A 22,693-nucleotide genomic window follows, 5' to 3' on the forward strand; every position below is an offset into this window, starting at 1 on the left:
TAACGGAGGGAAAAAGATGGAGTTTATTCGTAATCTGCTATTAAAATTTGAAATGGGTCCTCAACTAACTGAGTATCTATCTATTATCATAATGGTTCTTTTTATTGCAGTTGTCTGTTTGGCGGCGAATTTTATCACGAAAAAGGTAGTCATAAGGATTATTAATCATATCTTGAGAAAAAATAAATTCAAGTGGGACAAAATCATGTTGGAGCGGAAGGTTTTCCATAGACTATCCCATATTGTTCCGGCGCTGATCATTTATTCCTTTTCTTCAACCTTTCCGGCCTATCAGCAATTGATTGAAAAGGGGGCCATTGCCTATATAATCATTGTTGGATTAATCATCATTACTACCTGTCTAAATGCGATTAATGATATTTATCAAACGTTTGAAATATCGAAGATTAAACCGATAAAAGGATATATTCAGGTTGTTAATATTATATTTATCACGTTAGGAGTCATCATGGTCGTGGCGAATCTGATTGGCAAAAGCCCACTTATTCTTCTGAGCGGATTTGGTGCTCTTTCAGCCGTGCTCATGCTGGTTTTTAAAGATTCGTTATTGGGACTTGTTGCAGGAATTCAACTGGCGGCAAATGACATGGTTCGGGTTGGTGACTGGATTGAAATGCCTAAATATGGGGCGGACGGAGACATTATCGATATCTCTTTAAATACAGTAAAGGTGCAAAATTGGGATAAAACGATCACGATGATTCCAAGCTATGCCCTAATCTCCGATTCTTTTAAAAATTGGCGGGGAATGCAGATCTCAGGAGGTCGTCGGATAAAGCGGTCTTTATTTATTGATACAAATAGTATTTCATTTTGCTCCGAGGAGATGATCGATAAATTTATCAACATCCAATATCTTTCGGATTATATCATCAACAAGGAACGAGAGATTGAAGAATACAACGCAAAAAATGAAATTAACCGGAGCAATCCTGTGAACGGAAGAACGATGACAAATATCGGCGTATTTAGGGCGTATATCAGTAATTATCTTCAACATCATCGTGGAATCAATCAGGACATGACCTTAATGGTCAGGCAGCTAGCACCCACTGAATATGGGTTGCCAATTGAAATTTATGCATTTACAAATGATATAAGATGGGCAGTTTATGAATCGGTCCAAGCCGATATCTTTGACCATCTGTTTGCAGTGGCACCAGAGTTCGGGCTTCGATTATTCCAGAATCCGTCCGGCAATGATTTTAAAACCATGGTGGAAGAAACAAGAATGGATGGAATGGTTAGGGAAATAAATTCTTAAAAATATGCAAGAAACCTATGAAGGTAATAGCCAGAATGAAAATAATACATCTCATTGAAACAAAATAACCAGAAAAAAATGCCAGGTATCATCCAATTAATTGGATGATACCTGGCATTTTTGGATATTCATAGGTGAAGTCCCAATATCCTAATTAACCGGGTTATGTGACTTAAAATGGAAGTGATGTTTTAGGACTATTGAGGTTCTAAGTTTTACCACTAAGGTAATGGGTACGAGAAAAAATATGTCTAAAGTAGGATTAAGCGTAATATGATTTATTGATGTTAAATATTTGAGGTGAGGTGGTCAAGAATTGTTGAAAAAACGACGGAAACTACTTAGGGTCTCTATTACCACGTTAGTACTGTCCTTTTCATTTGCAACTGTGTCTTCTGCCCATTATTGCTATGTTGCAAACAAGAAGGATGGAGCCGGAGCAGTGACTGAAGCGGACCTTAAAGTAGCTGGAAAGACTGGAAAGTTGGTTGCACCTGGGGCTTTTATTGATGTTGGCGAAGATGGAGTGCCCGATCTTTTCATTCGCGGGGGAACGAAATCAGACGATCCCTTTGTAGTTGGGGAAGGTTCATTGCATGATTCGCCTGCTACTGAAAGAGGAAGTGCCAAGAATGGAGTGCAAAAGTTATCGTTTGAAGAATAAAAACAGGTGTATGCATTCACTTGGACATAATAGTTAAATTTATGTACTTATATTTAGAAGGGAAAAGGCAAGCAATCTAGATAGATTGCTTGCCTCTTGTTTGATTATTTCCAATTACCTTTGTTGCTGTTGCAGCCTAATTTTGCTGTGTTGGTAGATGCATTACCCGCTTTGACAACTTCATTGAATACTATTCTACAATTATTTTGTCGTTGACACTTTCCCATATGAATGTATACATAAGTGCGTAGGTATTTAAAGTTAGTTGGCAATTAAATCAGCCAATAATAATGCAGGTGTGGCGGAATTGGCAGACGCGCACGACTCAAAATCGTGTTCCGTGAGGAGTGTCGGTTCGACCCCGACCACCGGTATAAAGCCGATACTTTGAGGTAATCAGAGTATCGGCTTTTTGTATAAAAAGGAGCTTTCAATATATAGAGTAGAATCGGTTCAGTATAGAGTATTAAAGAAAGCCTTATAATCAATAGAAGAAATTGACAATCTTCCAAATGTTAGATATATTTTTCTTAGATTAATAGCGAGAAGGAAACTCAGAGACTTACACAATTTATTCGGCGATTGGGTAAGTCTCTTTTTTCTGATTACTGGGAGTGGTGAATGATGCAGCAAGTCGATTTTTCTTATCAAACGAATGACGGCATGGAAATTTTCGCATGTAAGTGGGTGGGAGATGGAGAAGGGCCGCCAAAAGCGATTGTGCAAATCGCCCATGGAATGGCTGAGCATATTAAACGTTATGATTCTTTTGCTAGGGAACTGGTTGCACAAAATATGTTTGTATACGGCAATGACCATCGGGGCCATGGAATGACCGGATCCAAAACCAACAGCATCGGTTATTTTGCTGATGAGCAAGGCTTTGAAAAGGTCGTGAAAGACATGGAGACCCTCACCTCTATCATTGAAAAAGAGTACCCTGATGTGCCGATTTTCCTATTCGGCCATAGTATGGGTTCATTTTTATCAAGAAGGTACATACAACTTTACGGTGGAAGGCTTGCAGGAGTGATTCTTTCCGGTACTGGCGGCGACCCTGGTATGATGGGGAAAATCGGCAAACTGATTGCTGCTAGGGAGATGAAAAAGAAGGGAAAGAGGACGCCAAGTCCATTAATGAATAAGCTTACTTTTGGCAGCTATAATAAAGCGATTCGGCCAACCCGGACCGAATTTGATTGGCTGAGCAGAGATGAAAAGGAAGTGGATAAATATATCGCTGATCCTTTCTGTGGCGGGGTTTTTTCTTCAGGATTTTTCCATGACCTGCTTGAAGGGCTTGAAACGGTTAATAAACCGGAGAATATTATGGCGACACCGGCAAGACTGCCAATTTTCCTCATTTCCGGCAGTAAGGACCCGGTGGGGGCAAACTCAAAAGGTGTTTTAAAGACGTTCCAAGCTTACAAGGCGGAAGGAATGCAAAATGTCGACTATAAATTTTACGAAGACGCCCGCCATGAATTACTAAATGAAACAAACAGGGATGAGGTTCAAGTGGATGTGATTCACTGGATTAATACGTATCTCAAATAAAAGCAAAAAGTCCACTGCACTGGTGGACTTTTTGCTTTAAAAGAAAATATTCGACAAAATTCGAGTTTCCACCTTGACGAACTTGGAGATAGTGTGTAATATAATAAAGGTCAGTTGGTTCCTCACCAATTTGCCAAAAATAATGGTGGTAAAATCTTAATAGTGAGCATACGATATCAAAAAGCACCAACCAACTATCAGTAATTTTATTTTGTGATTTTTTATTATTCTTTGCGGGTGTAGTTTAGTGGTAAAACCACAGCCACGAGCAACACATCGTGAATAAGCTGCGAGTTGCCTCGACGCATCCAGCATCCTCGAATATGCTTTTAGAGGAAGAGGCATGAACGTGCGTGTAAATAAACTTTTACTTAGATTAATATTCTTTGCGGGTGTAGTTTAGTGGTAAAACCACAGCCACGAGCAACACATCGTGAATAAGCTGCGAGTTGCCTCGACGCATCCAGCATCCTCGAATATGCTTTTAGAGGAAGAGGCATGAACGTGCGTGTAAATAAACTTTTACTTAGATTAATATTCTTTGCGGGTGTAGTTTAGTGGTAAAACCACAGCCTTCCAAGCTGTTGTTGTGAGTTCGATTCTCATCACCCGCTCCATACATAGGTAACGCAGTGTAACGTTTCGAAAAGAACGTTGCGCTGCGTTTTTTCATGTTTACTTTTTATAAAGGGCTGTTTTGGAATTGGAATCATTGTTGTTTTTGCTCCTATGCGACCGGAGCGATTGTTTTTGCAAGAGCAGTTTCTATTGGAATGGCCTACGTGCCCAGTTTCATCAATTTTCTGGTCTGGAGGTCACGTAGAACCACTCTACGTGCCCAGTTTCATCATTTTTTTGGTCTGAAGGTCACGTAGAACCACTCTACGTGCCCAATTTCATCAATTTTCTGTTCTGGAGGTCACGTAAAACCACTCTACGTGACCAGTTTTATCATTTTTTTGGTCTGAAGGTCACGTAGAACCACTCTACGTGCCCAGTTTCATCATTTTTCCGGTCTGGAGGTCACGTAAAATCACTCTACGTGCCCAATTTCATCAATTTTCTGTTCTGGAGGTCAGGTAGAACCACTTTACCTGCCCAGTTCCAACCCTTTTTTGGTCGCCCGGTCACTTAGACAGGCTATGTGCGGCCAAAGCGGTGATTTGTATAATCTTTGGTGATTTATGTTGGAACAGGTAAGCCGTATTTTCTAATATCGAGAAGTGTTTTTACATAGAAAAGCAAGAATCTTTTTGAAAAGAGCCTTTTAAAAAAGATGCCTATTGGCACCCTAAAATTTGATACGACGCATCGCCGCCATGTATTTGGACAAACATGTCCATCAACGATTCCGTCAGTTTTTCAGCATTCTCAGCATCAGTTGATGGTCGAAGATAGATGATTTGCAGAGCATTTTTCGTATTAAAGGTAACGGCGGTTTTCTCTGAATCGACAAACGGACTTCCAAACGGTCCGTTCTGATCAGAGCACAAAACAAGGCGCTCCAGTGAATTGCTCCTGCCGTTTAATCCTATGTATTCCTCGCCTTGTCTTCCAAGTCGAATTTCCAACGGCCCTTTTAACAAATTGAGATCATAAAGCCCGATCGGCACCTGATATTGCAGCGAGAAAAAATTATAGAGATCTACCGCACTTTGGCCGGATGCAAAGTAATTTTGCTTTTTTACTCTTCTATATAAAGCCTCGGCAGAGTGACGGTACCTGTTCGGATCCTTTCCAGTTTTTTTAAAAATGTTCCGCCATTCCTGAATGCCTGGCAAGTCAGAAACACTTTTGCTCTCCAAGTCGAAATATATAGACTCCTGAAACAGCTGTAGCCGTCCTTTTAACATTTGCGGTGATTCCCCGACCGTAATGTTTTTATATTCAATTATTCCCACCTTAAAATCAGGAATCAGTTCTGAAATCTCCGCTGAAACACGAATTTCCAACAGTTCCACCTCCAAAATTGCTTGAAAATAGTTTATCATAGATAGATGTGAAACCAATAAATTCAACTTTTATATAGAGCAAATTTTTTGGAAGGGAGGTTGCTCAAAATGGATATTCAAAAATTAAAGGAAGAAATCATTGCTTACAGTAAAGAAATCGGTATCGATAAAATCGGTTTTACGACGGCAGACCCGTTTATGGAATTGAGAAATCGCTTGATTCGCCAGCAGGAACTCGGTTACCAATCAGGATTTGAAGAGCCGGATATTGACAAGCGGGTCACGCCAACATTGTTGCTGGATGGCGCCCAATCTATCATCTCGATTGCCCTTGCTTACCCTTCAAAAATGTTGAATCGGGTAGAAAGTAAAAAAGACGCGCGCCGGGGGATGTTTGCCCGTGCCTCATGGGGGCAGGATTACCATCATATTTTACGGGACAGGCTGGGCAAACTGGAAGCATTTATTTTATCCAAGGTGCCTGAAGCCCGGTTAAAATCGATGGTCGACACTGGGGAACTATCGGACCGCGCCGTTGCGGAACGGGCTGGAATCGGCTGGAGCGGAAAAAACTGTGCGATTATCACGCCTGAGTTTGGTTCTTATGTGTATATCGGTGAATTGATTACGAGCATTCCATTTGCACCCGATACTCCTGTCGAGGATCAATGCGGCAGCTGTACCAAGTGTTTAGATGCATGTCCGACCGGGGCATTGGTCCAAGGCGGACAGATCAACGCCCAGCGCTGTATTTCGTTTTTGACGCAAACAAAGGAACTGATTCCTGATGAGTTCCGTGAAAAAATCGGCAACCGCATCTATGGCTGTGATTCCTGCCAAACGGCTTGCCCGCATAATAAAGGTAAGAACTTTCATTTTCATGATGAAATGGAACCGGACCCAGAAGCGGTTAAACCTTTATTAAAGCCGATTTTAAAATTAAGCAACCGGGATTTCAAACAGAAGTTTGGTTATCTTGCTGGATCGTGGCGGGGGAAGAAGCCCATTCAGCGGAACGCAATGATTGCTCTGGCTCATTTTAAAGATGAAACTGCTGTTCCAGATTTGGTGGAAGTGTTAGAAAAAGAAGTGAGCCTTGTTGCCAAGGGCACTGCAGCCTGGGCGCTTGGAAAAATTGGCGGCGATGTGGCGCTGGCGGCTTTGGAAAAAGCCCGTGAACGGGAAACGGATGTTGAGGTACAAAAGGAAATTGAAAAAGGCTTGAATTTGATACGAAATTAGAAAGAGCGAACTTCTGGGTTTGCTCTTTTTCATGCCCTTAGCCCTAATTCGTAAAAATTCCACTCCACTTGATTTTAAAATCAACCCACTTTCATATGAATGAAGGGAAGGGAGTGGAGAAAATATGCATCAATCACTTCAAGACTTGTTTGACTTTAGGGTACAACAATTTGTTTCAAGCCAGCGAAGTTCTAAAGATTATTTTTCAAAAGCAGAACGAAAGCTGGAGGCGATGGCGAAACGCTCTGCTGAGATTGTCAAAGTGAAGGTAACCGGGAACATAATCGAAACCACGGATGAAGATGACTTTCAAAAAATAAAATATCAAGCCCATTATCAATACTTAGTGAAGCAAAAAGGGAATCTTTATATGGAAGAAGAAGGGGAAGAAAGAATAGCCAAGTTCTACCATGGAGCACTTATCATGGATGAGGAAATTACCCCGCCAGTGTATCAAGATTACCGGGAAGAAGCTGCTAACACTAAAGATGAAGCAGCAGCCGAAGAGCCGAAGGAAGAACGGATCAGTTACCAATATAATCGCCTCAGAGCTGTGCAATATGCGGAGCGGTGGTGGAACACCTATAATCCGGCGTATCCTAAGTTTGATAATGATTGCACGAACTTTATTTCGCAATGCCTGCATGCTGGTGAGGCTCCAATGAGGGGATACCCTAACCGCGGTACAGGCTGGTGGCTGCGAAGTAAAAACTGGAGCTATAGCTGGGCGGTCGCTCACACATTAAGAACGTACCTGCCAAATTCCAAACTCGGCTTGCGGGCAAAGGAAGTCAGCAGTCCTGAAGAATTACTTTTGGGGGATGTTATTTGCTACGATTTCGAAGGGGACGGAAGGTTTAACCACAATACCATTGTGACGGGCAAAGATGCATATGGGATGCCGCTTGTGAATGCCCATACCTACAACAGCCGGATGCGCTACTGGGCGTATGAGGATTCCTCTGCCTACACGCCCAATATTAAATACAAGTTTTACACCATCGTGGATGGATGAGGCTGTGTTCTTGAAGGGGAAAAGGATCGTGGTATAATAACAGGTAGAGTTTTAATTTGAGGTGAAAGTCATGCCAGTGCATGTAGTCTTATATCAGCCAGAAATCCCGGCAAACACCGGAAATATTGCCCGTTCCTGCGCTGCAACCAATACCACGCTTCATCTGATCCGCCCTTTAGGTTTTTCAGCCGATGACAGAACGTTAAGACGGGCTGGCCTTGATTATTGGGAATTCGTGAACATCATTACTTACGATTCATTAGATGAATTTTATGAAAAAAATGCCGGTGGCGAATTTTTCTATTTAACGAAATTTGGTCAGAAGGACCATACAGCTTTTGATTACAGCAAGCCAAACAAAGATTACTATTTCATTTTTGGCCGCGAAACAACAGGGCTTCCAAAAGAGGTCATTGAAAAAAACAAAGATGTCGCACTAAGAATCCCGATGAACGACAATGTCACTTCATTGAATCTATCCAATACCGCGGCGATATTGATTTACGAAGCCTTAAGGCAACAAAACTATCCAGGTCTAAAATAGACAGATGGGGTCCTGCACCGAAGGGCCTCTTTTTTTAAAACAACTTATAAAACACTGGATACTGTCTTCATGAATACATACATATAAGGGAAGGAACGAATCGCCTTGAATGAAGTAATTAAAACCATCCTCAATCACCGCTCACTAAGGCAATTTGAGGACAAGTCGTTAACTGATGAACAAATTAGAACGATTGTCACAAGCGCCCAGGCAGCCTCTACCTCAAGCTTTATCCAGGCATACTCAATTATAGGTGTAAAGGATAAAGAGAAAAAGAAGAAGCTGGCGGAGGTAGTGGGAAATCAACCATATGTGGAACACAACGGTCATTTCTTTGTGTTCTGTGCCGATCTCTATCGCCATTCCCACATTGGCGAGCAGGAACAAAAGGATGTGCTCCCATCAATTGAAAGCACGGAAAAATTTATGGTTGCCTTGATTGATGCGGCACTGGCCGCGCAAAATGCCGCCATTGCTGCCGAGTCAATGGGGCTTGGCATCTGTTATATCGGAGGAATCCGCAACAATCTTGAAGAAGTCCAAAAACTGTTGAAAACCCCTGAGCGTGTGATTCCGTTATTTGGCCTTGCTGTTGGCTATCCGACGAAAATCACTGGGCAAAAACCAAGACTACCCTTTGAACACATTTACCACGAGGACGAATACCAACAGGACCAAGAAGTGTATCTGCAACAGCTACAGAACTACGACCAGATTATTTCAAGCTACTATATGGAAAGAACAGGCGGAAAGAGAGCGGACCGCTGGACAGAGCAAATGGCGAATATGCTCGAGCGGAAATCAAGAATGTATATGAAGGAATTCATTCAAAAAAATAAACTGGATCTGCGATAAATCACGTCTAACACTGAATATCACAATTAGAAAAGGCTGCCCCACGCTTAAAGGGCAGCCTTTTTTCTCTTATTTCGTACCAGGGTTATGCATTTGGTTTATCGTTATATCCTGCAGTGAAGATTGCGGCCAGAAACGCGACCATGACCAATAGAATTAGGAATAAGCTCATTGTATGTAAATCCCCCTTCTACAAACAAATTTCATTTATAAACATATAGTAATATTATAGCCTAACTTAGAAAAATGAAAAGGCCTAGATTATCGAATCACAGCAAAAAAAGAAAAACAGCCTTATCGTCACGCATGTTCGATAGACCAAGTGCATAGAGTATATTAATCGTCTCTGATTAACTACAGGGGGAGGGCTATATGGATATTTTAAGAAAAATCGAGATGTATCGTGAAGAAGAGGAAAAACTTCGCTGGGAAGGAACATTCGCCGACTATTTGCTGTTGTTAAAGGAAAAGCCATGGGTAGCGCAGTCTGCACATTCTCGAGTATATAATATGATCAAGGATGCCGGAATTGAAGAAGTTAATGGGGCGAAGAAATACAACTTTTTCTGCAATGAACTATTTGGACTGGAAGAAGCATTGGAACGCCTCGTAGAAGAGTATTTTCACCCGGCGGCCAAACGGTTGGACGTCAGAAAACGAATCTTGCTTTTGATGGGACCGGTAAGCGGTGGTAAATCCACGCTTGTGACGATGTTAAAAAGAGGCCTTGAAAAATATTCGCATACCGACCGTGGCTCAGTTTTTGCCATCAAGGGTTGCCCGATGCATGAGGATCCGCTTCATTTAATCCCGCATCACTTGCGGAAGGATTTTTATGATGAGTATGGAATCCGAATTGAAGGAAATCTGTCCCCATTAAATATGATGCGCTTGGAGCAGGATTATGGCGGCAGAATTGAAGATGTGTTAGTTGAACGAATCTTTTTCTCCGAGGACAAACGGACTGGAATCGGAACGTTCAGCCCATCTGATCCGAAGTCCCAGGATATTGCCGATTTGACAGGAAGCATTGACTTCTCCACGATTGCCGAATTCGGTTCCGAGTCTGACCCAAGAGCTTACCGGTTTGACGGGGAGCTAAACAAAGCGAACCGCGGGATGATGGAATTTCAGGAAATGTTGAAATGTGATGAGAAATTCTTATGGCACTTGCTGTCATTAACGCAGGAAGGCAATTTCAAAGCCGGGCGATTCGCACTGATTTCGGCAGATGAACTAATCGTGGCCCATACGAACGAAACCGAATATCGCTCATTTATCTCCAATAAGAAAAACGAAGCACTCCATTCCAGAATTATCGTTATGCCAATTCCTTATAATTTAAAAGCCTCGCAGGAAGAGCGAATTTATGAAAAAATGATTCGCGAAAGCGATGTGGCGGATGTTCATATTGCGCCGCATACGTTAAAAGTGGCATCGATGTTTACTATTCTAACGAGATTAAAGGAGCCTAAAAAGGGCGACATTGACCTGATTAAGAAAATGCGGCTTTATGACGGCCAAAGTGTTGAAGGCTATAATTCGGCCGATGTTGACGAACTTAAGAAGGAGTATCCGGATGAAGGCATGAGCGGCATTGACCCGCGTTATGTGATTAACCGGATTTCCTCAACGATTATTCGCAAGGAAGTGCCATCCATTAATGCGCTTGATGTGCTGCGCTCGTTGAAGGATGGACTTGATCAGCACCCGTCGATTACTGCAGAGCTTCGTGAACGGTATATGAATTATATTTCCTTGGCACGCAAAGAGTATGACAATATCGCCAAGAAGGAAGTCCAAAAAGCATTCGTTTATTCTTACGAAGAGTCTGCCAAGACATTAATGGATAATTACCTCGATAACGTGGAGGCTTACTGCAACAAAGCCAAGATGCGCGATCAGTTAACGGGTGAAGAAATTAATCCGGATGAAAAATTGATGCGTTCAATTGAAGAGCAAATTGGAATTTCGGAGAATGCGAAGAAAGCGTTCAGGGAAGAAATCTTAATCAGAATTTCCGCATTCGCCCGGAAAGGCAAGCGGTTTGACTATAATTCCCACGACCGCCTGCGCGAAGCGATTCAGAAGAAACTGTTTGCCGATCTAAAGGATGTCGTCAAAATTACCACATCTACGAAAACGCCAGATGAGCAGCAGCTAAAGAAAATCAACGAAGTAGTCGCCCGCCTAATCGACGAGCATGGCTACAACTCCACCTCTGCGAACGAATTACTAAGGTATGTAGGTAGTTTACTAAATAGGTAATGGAAATAAGACTGGCGGAACATCTGCCAGTCTGTTTTTTTCTAACTCAATTGAGCTCGTCCATTTTCATAGGCAAATAAACTAATTGTCTAAATTATTTGTAAATTATTCTTTGTTTCTGCATAGGATAAAGTAATCCAATTATATAGCTATTTTTTCATTCGCGTTATTGTATGTAAATGATTTAAATGTGTGCATGTCAAAATTTCATATTTTTTTCAAGGAGGGGTTTGTAATGACTGATAACAACCATCAATTTGTGATTTCAAAAGAAGATTGGTCCCTCCACCGTAAAGGCCACGATGACCAGCAGCGGCATCAGGAAAAAGTGCAGGAGGCCATTCGCAATAATTTACCAGATTTAATAACGGAAGAAAGCATCATTATGTCTAATGGTCGCGATGTGGTAAGAATTCCAATACGATCACTGGACGAATATAAAATCCGCTATAATTATGACAAAAACAAACACGTGGGCCAAGGTGAAGGTGACAGTCAAGTTGGGGACGTAGTGGCACGTGACGGATCGAGCGGACAAAAAGGGCCTGGGAAAGGGCAAGGGGCCGGAGACCAGGCTGGGGAAGACTACTTTGAAGCTGAAGTTTCGCTTATGGAATTGGAGGAAGCGTTATTCAAGCAACTGGAGCTTCCAAATTTAAAACGAAAAGAAGAGCAGGAGCATCTCGTTGAAAATATCGAATTCAACGATATTCGAAAGATCGGATTAATGGGGAATATTGATAAGAAACGCACGATGATGTCAGCCTTTAAACGGAATGCTATGAGCGGGAAGCCGGCATTTCATCCAATTTACAAGGAAGATCTAAAATTTAAGACCTGGAATGAAATTGTCAAGCCGGATTCCAAAGCAGTGGTCATCGCAATGATGGACACAAGCGGTTCGATGGGGATTTGGGAAAAATATATGGCCCGCAGCTTTTTCTTCTGGATGACCAGATTTTTACGCACAAAGTACGAAACGGTGGAAATTGAATTTATTGCTCACCATACAGAAGCCAAAGTCGTTTCGGAGGAGGACTTCTTCTCTAAAGGCGAAAGTGGTGGGACGATTTGTTCTTCGGCCTATCGCAAGGCATTGGAAGTTATTGACTCAAAGTATCCGCCACGAAAATTTAACATTTACCCGTTCCATTTTTCGGACGGTGATAACCTGACATCGGACAATGCCCGCTGCGTCAAATTGGTTGAAGAACTGATGAAGGTATCCAATATGTTCGGCTATGGAGAGGTAAATCAATACAACAGGCACTCAACGCTAATGTCCGCTTACAAAAACATCAAAGACGAGCGGTTTCGCTACTATATCCTCAAGCAGAAGGCAGATGTCTTCCATGCGATGAAGAGCTTTTTCCAAAAAGAAGAATCGGAAGTATATGTTTAATGTAAAGCCATGGCAGGTGTCAAACACCTGCCGATTTTCTTTCGGAATACTGGTATAGACAACTATACCTAGAGCATGCTAATATTAAATTATCAACCGAAAGGAAGTTTTTGAACATGGATATGGAACATATTTTGCTTAAAGGTATGCGTGTTTATTCGGGAAATGGCATTATTGAGAATGGATACATAAAAATAAACGGTAAAGAAATTATCGAGGTAGGGTCGGCAGAAGAGCTCAAGGAGGATCCTGGCTATAAAGTGGTAGAGCTGCCTTCTGATTATCATGCCGTTCCGGGCTTTATCGATGTTCATATTCATGGGGCCGCAGGAGCCGATACGATGGATGCGACAAAGGAAGCGCTGGATACGATGGCAACTGCATTGCCAAAAGAAGGGACCACCAGTTTTTTAGCAACGACCATTACCCAGGAAGCCGATCAAATCGAAAAGGCACTGGAAAATGCAGCTAATTACATAATGAATCAGCCTTCCGAGGGTAAAGCTGAAGTACTGGGCGTCCATCTGGAAGGTCCGTTTGTGAATCCGAAAATGGCTGGAGCTCAGCCGAAACAGCATATTATCGAACCTGATCTGCCATTATTTAAAAAATGGCAGGAGATGGCGGGCGGCAATATTAAACAAGTCACGATTGCTTCTGAACAGCCAGGCGGACTAGAGATGGTCCGTTACTTAAGAGAAAATTCCGTGATTGCCTCACTGGGTCATACAGACGCTACTTACGAACAAGTGGATCAGGCGATTGAAGCTGGGGCAAATCAAGTGACCCATCTTTACAATCAAATGCGAGGGCTGCATCACCGTGAGCCTGGGGTTGTCGGGGCCGCATTTTTACGAGACGAATTAAAAGCCGAGCTCATAGTCGATGGCGTTCACTCCCGTCCGGAAACGGTGAAGCTTGCCTACCAACAAAAGGGCAGTGAAGGCTTAATATTAATTACGGACGCCATGCGGGCAAAATGCCTGAAAAATGGCCAGTATGACCTAGGCGGCCAGGAAGTAACCGTAAAGGACGGGAAGGCAGTACTTGCGGACGGCACTCTTGCCGGCAGCATTTTAAAATTGGGCCATGGCGTAAAAAATATCGTAACATTTGCCGGCTGCTCATTGGCGGAGGCTGTCGAAATGGCCTCGGTAAATCCAGCCAAACAGCTAAACATGTATGATAAGAAGGGCAGTATCACTCCGGGAAAAGATGCGGATATCGTTATACTCAATCCTGACTTAGAGGTTACAATGACATATTGCCGGGGAGCCCTGGCTTTTAATAGGGAGGAGAACAATCAATGAAACTGATTGAAGTGAAGGATTATGCCGAAATGAGTCAAAAAGCGGCTGCCTATATTATTGAAAAGGTCCGCCAAAATCCAAGGATGAACCTCGGACTGGCAACAGGGGGGACGCCGATAGGGACGTACCAAGCATTAATTAAGGATCATCAACAAAATGGAACGACCTACCAAAATATCACAACGTTTAACCTAGATGAATATATTGGTCTTTCAGGCAGTCATCCAAATAGTTATCGCTATTTTATGAATGAGAATCTGTTTAGCCATATTGATATTGAAAAAGCAAACACCCATATCCCACATGGGGACACAGATGATTTAGCCGCAGAGTGCGCCCGTTATGAACAACTAATTTCAGGCCATGGCGGAATTGACCTGCAAATTCTTGGGATAGGCAGCAACGGACACATTGGATTTAATGAACCGGGTACTTCATTTGATTCAACAACCCATATTGTCGATTTGGCTCCTTCGACGATTGAAGCCAATGCTAGATTCTTTGAGCGAATTGAGGATGTTCCGACAAAGGCGATTACGATGGGAATTTCCAGCATTATGAAGGGTAAGGAAATTTTGTTGTTAGTATCAGGGGAAAGCAAAAGGGAGGCATTGGATCAGCTGTTAAATGGGGAAATAACAGAGCAATTTCCGGCCTCTGTCTTAAAAAGGCATCCGAATGTCACAATAATTGCCGACAAAATCGCTGTTTCCGTTTAATATATAAGATATAAGTTTAATGAGAAAGGTGTTCTATGGTGAATGATTAATAAAAAGTCCCCGATCCCGCTTTATTATCAGCTAGAAGAACATATAATCGAATTGATTGAAAAGGGCGAATTAAGGCCGGATGATGCCCTTCCGCCCGAACGGGAATATGCGGAAAAATTCGAAATCAGCCGTATGACTGTCAGACAAGCGTATACCGAGCTTGTAAATAAAGGGTATTTGTACCGGCTCCAGGGTAAGGGAACTTATGTTGCCGAACGGAAAATTGAACAGCCGCTTCAAGGATTAACCAGCTTTACTGAGGAAATGAAAGCAAGAGGAATGGAACCGGGCAGTCAGCTTATTCATTTTCAAATCAACCCTGCTTCCGAAAATATTGCCAACCAGCTTGCGATTTCCGAGTCGGAACCTGTTTATGAAATCATGCGCGTCCGCTTGGCGGATGGAGTCCCTATGGCAATCGAAACAACATATATTCCTGCAAATCTCATTCAGGGAATGACCCAAGAAATAGTCAATCAATCGCTTTATGCCTATATTCAAGAGAAGCTGAAATTAAGGATTTCCAGTGGATCGCAGGTTATTGAATCATCGATTGCCAGCCAGACTGAAGCAAAATTGCTGCATATCGGTAAAGGGGCACCAGTAATGCTGATTGAGAGCACTACCTATCTTGAAAACGGAACTCCTATAGAATATGTGAAATCTGTATATCGTGCAGATCGGTATAAATTTATCCTTAATATTAATCGTTAACCTAAAAAACAGGTGCTGCTCGCATCTGTTTTTTTAGGTAATTGGTCCTAAAGTCGTTATTTCCCATTAATACTTTTTTCGAAAATATAAAAACTAATCATGCAAGACAAATGAGTTTTTCAAAAAAAGGGGGTTTGACGAGTGATAAAAAAATCAGTGACAATGATGGTAACAGCCATCCTGACAATCGGATTGGCCGCTTGTAATAACGACAATAGAAATAATCTAAATGACCGTGATCAGGTCGGAATGAATGACAGAGATCGTGACAATGGTGTAATGGATGTCCGTAACGGGCGGGATGATGGCATTGACCACAATGGACCGCTTACTGAGGATTACACAAATAATGATAACAGCGATCGCGACTTTGATGCGAACCTGTTCGATGACAACCGTAACCGTAAAAACAGGAATAACAATGATGATATGATTTCGGCTTACCAAACGAAGCTGGATAGCAATCAATATCCGCATACAAGAGCGGTATTGATTAGAGATGCCAAATATCAATATGTCCGCGTCGATCCAAGCCAAGGCAACTGGTTCCAAACGGGAGTCATTCATATGCCTCCGAACGTTCAGTTTCAAAATCCAACGGCTCAAGCTCCAACTGGACAGCAAGACCAGCGTGCTGCCCAGCCAGCACCTGCGCCTAAGCAACCAGCACAGCAGACTCAGCCAGCACCTGCACCACAGCAGCAGGCCCAGCCAGCTCCGACTCAATCAGCTAAGCCTGCGCCACAGACTCAAACAAATCAGCAAAAGCCGGCACAACAAAGCACGACCCCGGCTGCAGGGAATAACAGTCAATATGTTCAGCAGGTCATTGATTTAACGAACCAGCAACGCAGTAAAAATGGGCTTCCAGCGTTAAAGGCAGATACGCAATTAAACGGTGTTGCGCAGAAGAAGGCGTTGGATATGAAGCAAAATCACTATTTCTCGCATACAAGCCCAACTTATGGCTCCCCGTTTGATATGATGAGGGATTTCGGCGTAACTTATAAATCAGCTGGTGAGAATATTGCCCAAGGCCAGCGTACGCCGCAAGAAGTTGTAAATGCTTGGATGAATAGCGAAGGCCACCGAAAAAATATTTTAAGCGCCAACTTTACTCATATTGGCGTGGGATTTGAAGGTACCGGAAACCATTGGGTGCAAATGTTTATTGGTAAATAATCGAAAAAACAAAAACCGACGGTATATTGCCGTCGGTTTATCCATTACTGTTCACGACCGAAGTGAAGCAGGAAATTTAAATTGAAAAGTGGTCCCGGCACCCAATTCACTTTCAACTGAAATGAATCCCTCCATGGCACGGACAATACTATATACAACCATCATTCCGAGCCCCGTTCCATTTTTTCCTTTTGTCGAATAGAAAGGTTCGCCTAAGCGTTCGAGTTGTTCAGTGGTCATGCCTATTCCAGTATCCGTTATGATAATCGAAACAAAGTCGTGACTATATTCCGTCAATACCATCAACGAGCCACCATTTGGCATCGCTTCAATGGAATTTTTGAGAACGTTAACGAAGCATTGGCGAAACTTTTGCTGGTCTCCTTTAATATTGCCAAGCACTGCGAATTCAGTTGAAATCGCCACCGAATTCTGATTGGCTAGTGGCTGAACAATGCTGATGATTTGTTTAAGTTCGCTTTTTACATTCAGGTCTTGAAAGCTTTCAATGGCCGGTTTGGCAAAGGTTAAATAATCCTGGATGACGCGCTCTGCCGAATTTAGCTCTTCTTTTACAATCGCCAGGTATTCCTTCCGTTTTTGTCTTGGGAGGTAATCGTCTTCAAGGAGTTGAACAAATCCGCTTGCAGCAGTTAGTGGATTCCGAATTTCATGAGAAATAGCCGCTCCCATTTGTTCCACGGCTTTTAATTTTTCCGCTTTAATCAGCTGCTGCCTCATTTCACTGTTTTTCCTGACAAATTCGATTGAATAGGCGATAATACCTATGCCGGTGGCGGGGATGACTAGGTAGGCAAACCAGACATCAAACCAATAGGCGTGGGTATCGGATAATACCATTCCAAATATAGTCAGGACTCCAAGAACCACCCCAAAGCCAATTGCTATTAATACACGGCGGGTCGGCAACTGTTTCCAAAACCAAGGGTGCAGCCGCCACACTACAATAGCAAATGGAATATATAGCAGCGTGGTAAGGAAAAGGCCGGAATCCAGCCCATAAAAACCCCGAAGAATAAGAGCAGACCCAACAAGAATTGGCCCAATGCCAACATATAAACCGCCGACTACTAATGGAATAATGCGCAAATCAAACCTTGCATAGGATATTGGGCTATAGGAGAATTGAATGCAAATCCATAGTGCGGCCATAAAAAATAGCACGATGGAGAATTTCGACAAGGTGAATTTTTTACTTTTTTCAATAAAAATTAAACTAATAAAAAGCAAAATCATTAAAAAGGAGAGATTCAAGAAAAGATGTTTGGTAACTTCCATTTGCTTCACCGTCCAAAGAGGAGCTGATAGGAAAATTTTACAGTGAATTTCCGCAAGTTACAACAATAATTATCATTATGTCCCTGAAAATACTAAAATTCGCCAAATAAATAGGGCGACTGGAGAAGTTCCCAAGCGCCCTTTTTATCCTAGTGATAGGCAGCAATTGTGTTCCTGCCATTTGTTTTAGAAGTATATAATGCCGAATCAGCCTTTTGAATTAACTCCTGCGGCTTGCCCGATGGATTGGGGACCATGCCGGCAATACCAATACTTAAGGTTACGATATCGGCAATTTTCGAGCTGCTGTGATGAATTTCCAAGGACTGAACCGCTTTTTTGAGGGACCCGGCAAACTTTTCCCCATCCTCCTGGGTTGCAAAGGGCATGATTATAGAAAATTCTTCACCGCCGTATCGGCAGAATGTATAGCCTGATTCTGGAGAAATGAGGCTGTTTATTTCCCGAGTGATGGTTTGCAAACAGGAGTCCCCGGCTAGATGGCCATAGGTGTCATTATAATTTTTGAAGTAATCTAAATCAAACATAATCAAGGTTAGCGGCGAATGCTTCACTAAGCAATTTGCCCATTCTTTTTCAATCGTAATGTCAAAAAATCTTCTATTGAAAATACCGGTTAAACCATCACGGTAGGATAGATGACTTAACTCCCGGATGGCATTGTTGGACTTGTCAATATACATCGAGGTATGGTACGCGATAAAACCTCCGATTAATGAGATCACGTAATGCGTAATTAAAATGTTTTTTAGCACAACCGGGTTATCAACGTTAATCGCGAGCACGATGGTTACGATGAACAGGCCGCCAAGGTTCATCGTGAAGGCTTTGGCAGTGTGGTTGTAATGAAGCTTTGAAATCGCCCCTGATATGACACCTATTGCTATCATTCCGATTGATGCATCGATTGCGGCGCTGGTAATATCAAAAAATACAATTCTCCCGAGTGCAATAAGTACGGAAGCGATAATTGCCGGAATAAAACCCCCAAAAGCTGCCGCTAATACAATCGCCAAATGGCGAAGGTCGGCAATGGTGGTCGCGCTAAGCTTAATGCTATATAGCATCAGAATGTTGCCAAGTACCCCATAAGCCAGTCCCCAGTAGAATTTAGTCGAAATAGGGGAGGTGGGCCGTAATGGCTTACTTTTAAATATCTGCCCCATGATAAAAAATGAAGTAATCAAAATGGAGGCATTCGAGATAAAATCCTTGAACATTAATGTAATCTCCTAGCTATGGATAATGGGATAATTTCCCGTAAAAGTTAGTTCACCTCTGATTATACTATCATTTTTACAAATATCGACAAAATTTGTTGGAAAAATAAAAAGCTTCCCACATCTATAGGGAAGCTTTTTGAATGAAGAGAATCTTAAACAGGAAGGGGGGTTTTGGCCATTTCCTTTGCAGACAAAATGGCCCTTTCCTTCGCGGCCTCAACAATTTCAGGGGCTTTTCTAGGATTTAAATCCAAGCCCTCGGCAATGACTGTATCCATCATTTCAATACCAAGGAAGTTCATTGCTATTCTTAAATAACGATCTCCAGACTCCATTTCCTGCATCGGGGTGCCAGTATATTGCCCGCCTCTCGTCTGGATATGGATCGCGCGTTTTCCGGTTAGCAGCCCCTTAGGCCCGTTTGCGGTGTGGACAAATGTTTTACCGGCAATAAATAGGGTATCGATGTATGCTTTTAATACGGCAGGAGAGTTTAAATTCCACATTGGCGAAACAAATACATAGTAGTCGTAGCTGATAAATTCATCTGCAAGCTCGTGCATTTTCAGAATTTTTTCCCGTTCAGCATCTGACAGCTGGTCCAATGTATAGCCATATCCTGCCAGCTTGCCGCGGGCAAATACCAAGTCCCGGTCCATTTGGACAAAATCCAACGCAAATAAATCGATTTTCTTTATCTCTGCATCGGGGCGTTCTTCATGAAAAGCTTCAAGAAAAGCTTCGCCAATTTTCAAGCCCTTTGATTTCTCAAGCCCTTTTGGATTTGCCGTAATATAAAGTAATTTTTCCACTGTAACACAACCCATCTTGTTAAAATCATTTCATTACCTCTATTATAGGGAAATATTCTTTGCTCAGAATTGAACAAAAGGTGAAGTTTTTGAACATTGAGTGTCAAATTGGAACGATTTAATTGATAGAAATGAAATATTTGCTGCTAATTAAATATTGCGCTTTGATTAGAGTGCAATAAAATATGGCAGGAACTTAGATAGCAGCCATTTTTAATTGTCAAACTTTTTAAAAAGATATTATAATGGGGTTATGTTTAAATATATCTAATAGAAGGGTTTGGAGAAATGATTGGTTTAGTCATTATTTTACTTTTGGTGTTGTTTTTACCCTTTTTTGTAAAACAGGTTGAGCACAATTTGGAGGTTTTCCTATTTATCATGGGGATTGCTGCGGCTTCCATTAGCGGGATGATGAGTCTGCATTTAGTTGAAAAGGCCCTTGTGGACCCAATCAACATTACCCTAGCCGTCCTAATTGCCGGCCTGTTATGTAAATGGCTTCAAGTTCCGCTGGAAAAATCCATCCTATTCCTGATTAAAAAAATGTCCATGCCGATTTTTTTAGCGTTGACCGTCATCATTTTAGGTCTGGTTTCCAGTATTATTACTGCGATTATTGCTGCTATTGTTCTGGTTATTATTATCAATGTGCTTCCGCTTGATCGTAAAGCAGAGGTCCGCTTAACCGTATTGGCCTGTTTTTCCATTGGTCTTGGGGCGGTGTTAACACCGATTGGCGAGCCTTTATCTACGATTACAATCAGTAAACTAGATGAAGATTTTTTCTATTTATTTCGCTTGATTGGTCCTGAGGTCATTCCAGCCGTTATCATTTTTGGTTTACTAACGATTTTTTTGGTCAAGCCAGTGGAATCTTCCTGTGGATTAGAGTCTGAACAAAAGACCGAAAGCTACAAAGAAATATTGATTCGGTCGGTAAAAATCTATTTATTTGTCATGGGACTAACCTTCCTCGGCCATGGATTTGAGCCGTTAATCAATGAATACATAATCGGGCTTCCACCGGCTTTGCTGTATTGGATTAATATGATTTCGGCTATTTTGGATAATGCTACCCTTGCCGCGGCAGAAATTAGCCCGGCCATGGATTCCGAAACGATACAAGCCGTCTTGCTCGGTCTGATTATCAGCGGGGGGATGTTAATTCCAGGGAATATCCCAAATATTATTGCAGCTGGAAAGCTGAATATTACTAGCAAAGAGTGGGCCCGGTTCGGATTGCCGGTTGGGTTGATAACGATGGCAGCCTACTTTATTATCTTGCTCGTTATGTAAATCGGAAGTTTAAGTCTATTGTCCGGCTTTAGCAACGCATTCTTAGCGGAAGCCGGACAATACCCCTCATTAATTACTTCACCTTATCAGAACCCTAATTTTCTAATTGTGTTTACGGTTTCCTGGTGTTCAGGCGTTAACAACTGAAATAGTAGCTTATCTGTTTTTACAAGGGAATTTCCATTATCATCGGCAATCGGGCGAACGTGGGAAATCCCGTTTACCACCTTCCATTTTCCAGCCATTTGTTTGATTTTCAAATCAATGATGCCGAGATGACTGCCAAATGCCCCAGCCATGACAACGGGCTTGCCTCTTATTTCTCCGGTTTCCAAGTTCGTATTCGGCAGTTTTTGATAAGCCGGTCCGGGAAAAATGCTGTGGGAATGCCCGGCAAGGATGGCATCGATCCCCGGAATTTTTGTCAAATAGTAGACCGCGTTTTCGGTATCGGGAGAATAGGCTTCCGCGCTGATGCCGGTATGGGCTAGGGCAATGATGATATCCGCGCCCTCGGCCATCATGATCGGGACATATTCATTGGCTGCATCCACAATCGGCTTTGGAAACACTCTTCCTTCCAGATTTGTTTTATCCCATTTCATGATTTGCGGCGGCATCAGCCCGATTACTCCTATTTTCAATTCATGGGCATCTCCATTTAAGTCCGTAAATTTCCTTTTTAAAATCACATATGGTTTAAAATAAGGGGTATTTGTCTTTAGTGTAATCACATTGGCATTAATCACCGGCATGTTCGCGCCTCTTAATGCGGCATTTAAAAATTTCAATCCATAATTAAATTCATGGTTGCCAATCGCAATCGCATCATAGTTTAAGTGATTAAAAGCGCGGTAAACGGGGTGAATCTTCCCTTTATGAATCCCTCTGATTCTTGCTAAGTATTCCCCTAGTGGATTTCCCTTCAGGTGATCACCTACATCAAACAACAACGAATTCTTGACTTCCTTTCGTGCCTTCCGAATGAGCGTCGCCGTTTTTACAAGGCCAATTCGGTTATTTTCCCTTGATAGATAATAATCATAATTGATTAAATCTGCATGCAAATCAGTTGTTTCCAAAAGCCGCAACTCTATGATAGGGTGGGCGGCGGCAACTTTGGCAATAAAATAAGAATTTGGAGAATGCCAAACGAACAGAATAAGGAGCAAACAGACTAGGATGGTTTTTTTATACACGGGTAAACCTCCTCAAGCTTTCGTGGTATAGGTGCCAATAGTATTTGTTGTTTTATGGCAATTATTAACTAAAAAAAGGG

19 protein-coding genes and 2 tRNA genes are annotated in these 22,693 nt (G+C 42.2%); 16 read left to right on the forward strand and 5 right to left on the reverse strand.

Annotated features, from left to right (window positions below):
- The first annotated feature begins 16 nt into the window (after nt 1–16).
- The 5 genes from AR334_RS20165 (at nt 17) to AR334_RS20185 (ending at nt 4,123) form a co-directional block, all read left to right on the forward strand.
- Nucleotides 17–1,285: a mechanosensitive ion channel family protein gene (locus AR334_RS20165; protein ID WP_066316445.1), complete on the forward strand. Its 1,269-nt coding sequence runs from the start codon at nt 17–19 to the stop codon at nt 1,283–1,285.
- A 316-nt stretch (nt 1,286–1,601) separates the two neighbouring features.
- A complete protein-coding gene (locus AR334_RS20170) occupies nt 1,602–1,949 on the forward strand; it encodes a hypothetical protein (protein ID WP_066316447.1) in 348 nt (115 codons plus the stop codon).
- 292 nt (nt 1,950–2,241) lie between these two features.
- Nucleotides 2,242–2,323: transfer RNA gene (locus tag AR334_RS20175), tRNA-Leu, on the forward strand.
- Nucleotides 2,324–2,570: 247 nt separating this feature from the next.
- Nucleotides 2,571–3,506 carry a lysophospholipase gene (locus tag AR334_RS20180; protein ID WP_367576367.1) on the forward strand — a complete coding sequence of 312 codons (936 nt, stop codon included), beginning with the start codon at nt 2,571–2,573 and terminating at the stop codon, nt 3,504–3,506.
- Nucleotides 3,507–4,049: 543 nt separating this feature from the next.
- Nucleotides 4,050–4,123, forward strand: a tRNA-Gly gene (locus AR334_RS20185).
- Nucleotides 4,124–4,786: 663 nt separating this feature from the next.
- Here AR334_RS20185 and AR334_RS20190 read toward each other — a convergent pair.
- On the reverse strand, nt 4,787–5,458 hold the full coding sequence (locus tag AR334_RS20190; RefSeq protein WP_066316460.1) for a B3/4 domain-containing protein: 672 nt from the start codon (nt 5,456–5,458) through the stop codon (nt 4,787–4,789).
- A 108-nt stretch (nt 5,459–5,566) separates the two neighbouring features.
- Between AR334_RS20190 and queG the strand changes: the two genes are divergently transcribed.
- From queG to AR334_RS20240, 10 genes are all read left to right on the forward strand, one after another.
- Nucleotides 5,567–6,700 (forward strand): tRNA epoxyqueuosine(34) reductase QueG, encoded by a 1,134-nt coding sequence (gene queG / locus AR334_RS20195; protein ID WP_066316469.1) that lies wholly within the window; start codon nt 5,567–5,569, stop codon nt 6,698–6,700.
- A gap of 124 nt (nt 6,701–6,824) precedes the next feature.
- Nucleotides 6,825–7,715: an amidase domain-containing protein gene (locus tag AR334_RS20200; protein WP_066316474.1), complete on the forward strand. Its 891-nt coding sequence runs from the start codon at nt 6,825–6,827 to the stop codon at nt 7,713–7,715.
- Nucleotides 7,716–7,785: 70 nt separating this feature from the next.
- Entirely contained in the window at nt 7,786–8,259 is a 474-nt protein-coding gene (gene trmL / locus AR334_RS20205) for a tRNA (uridine(34)/cytosine(34)/5-carboxymethylaminomethyluridine(34)-2'-O)-methyltransferase TrmL (protein ID WP_066316475.1), read from the forward strand.
- A gap of 105 nt (nt 8,260–8,364) precedes the next feature.
- On the forward strand, nt 8,365–9,114 hold the full coding sequence (nfsA, locus tag AR334_RS20210) for an oxygen-insensitive NADPH nitroreductase (RefSeq protein WP_066316484.1): 750 nt from the start codon (nt 8,365–8,367) through the stop codon (nt 9,112–9,114).
- Between the two features lie 372 nt (nt 9,115–9,486).
- A complete protein-coding gene (locus tag AR334_RS20215) occupies nt 9,487–11,382 on the forward strand; it encodes a PrkA family serine protein kinase (protein WP_066316487.1) in 1,896 nt (631 codons plus the stop codon).
- 235 nt (nt 11,383–11,617) lie between these two features.
- Nucleotides 11,618–12,784 (forward strand): sporulation protein YhbH, encoded by a 1,167-nt coding sequence (gene yhbH / locus AR334_RS20220; RefSeq protein WP_066316492.1) that lies wholly within the window; start codon nt 11,618–11,620, stop codon nt 12,782–12,784.
- 116 nt (nt 12,785–12,900) lie between these two features.
- Entirely contained in the window at nt 12,901–14,094 is a 1,194-nt protein-coding gene (gene nagA, locus AR334_RS20225; protein ID WP_172799265.1) for an N-acetylglucosamine-6-phosphate deacetylase, read from the forward strand.
- Nucleotides 14,091–14,813, forward strand: coding sequence for a glucosamine-6-phosphate deaminase (nagB, locus tag AR334_RS20230; RefSeq protein ID WP_066316498.1), 723 nt, complete (start codon nt 14,091–14,093; stop codon nt 14,811–14,813). The genes nagA and nagB overlap by 4 nt, the downstream gene beginning before the upstream one ends.
- 42 nt (nt 14,814–14,855) lie before the next feature.
- Nucleotides 14,856–15,578, forward strand: a complete 723-nt coding sequence (locus AR334_RS20235) for a GntR family transcriptional regulator (RefSeq protein WP_066316505.1) — start codon at nt 14,856–14,858, stop codon at nt 15,576–15,578.
- A gap of 141 nt (nt 15,579–15,719) precedes the next feature.
- Nucleotides 15,720–16,760 carry a CAP domain-containing protein gene (locus AR334_RS20240; RefSeq protein ID WP_367576368.1) on the forward strand — a complete coding sequence of 347 codons (1,041 nt, stop codon included), beginning with the start codon at nt 15,720–15,722 and terminating at the stop codon, nt 16,758–16,760.
- Between the two features lie 51 nt (nt 16,761–16,811).
- Here the strand turns inward: AR334_RS20240 and AR334_RS20245 are convergent, their stop codons facing one another.
- The 3 genes from AR334_RS20245 to AR334_RS20255 form a co-directional block, all read right to left on the reverse strand.
- On the reverse strand, nt 16,812–18,059 hold the full coding sequence (locus AR334_RS20245; RefSeq protein ID WP_066316508.1) for an ATP-binding protein: 1,248 nt from the start codon (nt 18,057–18,059) through the stop codon (nt 16,812–16,814).
- A gap of 149 nt (nt 18,060–18,208) precedes the next feature.
- Entirely contained in the window at nt 18,209–19,300 is a 1,092-nt protein-coding gene (locus tag AR334_RS20250) for a GGDEF domain-containing protein (protein ID WP_066316511.1), read from the reverse strand.
- A gap of 155 nt (nt 19,301–19,455) precedes the next feature.
- On the reverse strand, nt 19,456–20,115 hold the full coding sequence (locus AR334_RS20255; protein ID WP_066316513.1) for an FMN-dependent NADH-azoreductase: 660 nt from the start codon (nt 20,113–20,115) through the stop codon (nt 19,456–19,458).
- Between the two features lie 288 nt (nt 20,116–20,403).
- Between AR334_RS20255 and AR334_RS20260 the strand changes: the two genes are divergently transcribed.
- Nucleotides 20,404–21,414 (forward strand): DUF1646 family protein, encoded by a 1,011-nt coding sequence (locus tag AR334_RS20260; protein WP_066316519.1) that lies wholly within the window; start codon nt 20,404–20,406, stop codon nt 21,412–21,414.
- Between the two features lie 86 nt (nt 21,415–21,500).
- On the opposite strand, the gene AR334_RS20265 is transcribed toward AR334_RS20260, so the two are convergent.
- On the reverse strand, nt 21,501–22,613 hold the full coding sequence (locus AR334_RS20265; RefSeq protein WP_066316522.1) for a metallophosphoesterase: 1,113 nt from the start codon (nt 22,611–22,613) through the stop codon (nt 21,501–21,503).
- Between the last annotated feature and the right edge of the window lie 80 nt (nt 22,614–22,693).

Source organism: Bacillus sp. FJAT-29814 (assembly GCF_001510715.1).
Classification (GTDB): Bacteria; Bacillota; Bacilli; order Bacillales; family Cytobacillaceae; genus Neobacillus.

Bases quoted from the DNA above. Each gene is read 5' to 3' on its own strand.
- AR334_RS20165 (WP_066316445.1), top strand. From the start codon at position 17: ATGGAGTTTATTCGTAATCTGCTATTAAAATTTGAAATGGGTCCTCAA.
- AR334_RS20180 (WP_367576367.1), top strand. From the start codon at position 2,571: ATGATGCAGCAAGTCGATTTTTCTTATCAAACGAATGACGGCATGGAA.
- queG (WP_066316469.1), top strand. From the start codon at position 5,567: ATGGATATTCAAAAATTAAAGGAAGAAATCATTGCTTACAGTAAAGAA.
- AR334_RS20200 (WP_066316474.1), top strand. From the start codon at position 6,825: ATGCATCAATCACTTCAAGACTTGTTTGACTTTAGGGTACAACAATTT.
- trmL (WP_066316475.1), top strand. From the start codon at position 7,786: ATGCCAGTGCATGTAGTCTTATATCAGCCAGAAATCCCGGCAAACACC.
- AR334_RS20215 (WP_066316487.1), top strand. From the start codon at position 9,487: ATGGATATTTTAAGAAAAATCGAGATGTATCGTGAAGAAGAGGAAAAA.
- yhbH (WP_066316492.1), top strand. From the start codon at position 11,618: ATGACTGATAACAACCATCAATTTGTGATTTCAAAAGAAGATTGGTCC.
- nagA (WP_172799265.1), top strand. From the start codon at position 12,901: ATGGATATGGAACATATTTTGCTTAAAGGTATGCGTGTTTATTCGGGA.
- nagB (WP_066316498.1), top strand. From the start codon at position 14,091: ATGAAACTGATTGAAGTGAAGGATTATGCCGAAATGAGTCAAAAAGCG.
- AR334_RS20235 (WP_066316505.1), top strand. From the start codon at position 14,856: ATGATTAATAAAAAGTCCCCGATCCCGCTTTATTATCAGCTAGAAGAA.
- AR334_RS20245 (WP_066316508.1), bottom strand. From the start codon at position 18,059: ATGGAAGTTACCAAACATCTTTTCTTGAATCTCTCCTTTTTAATGATT.
- AR334_RS20250 (WP_066316511.1), bottom strand. From the start codon at position 19,300: ATGTTCAAGGATTTTATCTCGAATGCCTCCATTTTGATTACTTCATTT.
- AR334_RS20260 (WP_066316519.1), top strand. From the start codon at position 20,404: ATGATTGGTTTAGTCATTATTTTACTTTTGGTGTTGTTTTTACCCTTT.